Origin of the sequence: Cellulomonas sp., from assembly GCF_017744555.1 — a bacterium.
Classification (GTDB): Bacteria; Actinomycetota; Actinomycetes; order Actinomycetales; family Cellulomonadaceae; genus Cellulomonas.
Genome location: NZ_JAGIBD010000130.1, coordinates 1 through 538 on the forward strand (window position 1 = coordinate 1; position 538 = coordinate 538).

Here is a 538-nt window from a genome sequence, read left to right on the forward strand (position 1 = left end):
GAACGAAGCCTGCGAAAGCGGGCCAGCAATCCAGGGTCGCCGCCGGCAAGACACGCCGCGTGACCACCAGGACGATCGACCGGATCACGACCGGCCCGCTCACCGACATCGCCGTCGAACGGACCCCGCCGGGTCTGGTCTGGCCTGCGGACCCGGTCGGCAACCTGTTCGAAGCCTCGCGCGCCGGCCGCGCAGCGGTGCGCCCGGACGACCTGCTCGCGCTGCGGATCCAGCTGGTCAACCTGCAGATCGTGCCCGGTTCCCCGCCTCGCCTGAAAGCAGTGGGCGATGCGGCCAGCCTGGTCCTGCACCTGCCGCCGCAGTCGATCGCCGAAGAGGTGTTCTACGAGCAGGCTGCCGAGGGCGCGCAGGAGAACAGCGCAGACATCCCCCAGGGCAAGCCGGCACCGAGCCCGCCGGGCGACAACAACGTCGCTCCTCCGCCGATCCGTGCGCGCGCGGCCGGCGAATCGCGCCTGGTGTTCGCCTGTCCGCCGGGCTTCGAATGCGAGTACACCCTGGCCGGGATCCTGCAGGC

General features: G+C 71.4%; 1 protein-coding gene. It reads left to right on the forward strand.

Features of this window, described 5'->3' with window-relative positions; genetic code table 11:
- Positions 1–59 precede the first annotated feature (59 nt).
- On the forward strand, positions 60–538 hold a 479-nt coding region (locus J7523_RS20525; protein WP_291890665.1), incomplete at its 3' end, for a hypothetical protein.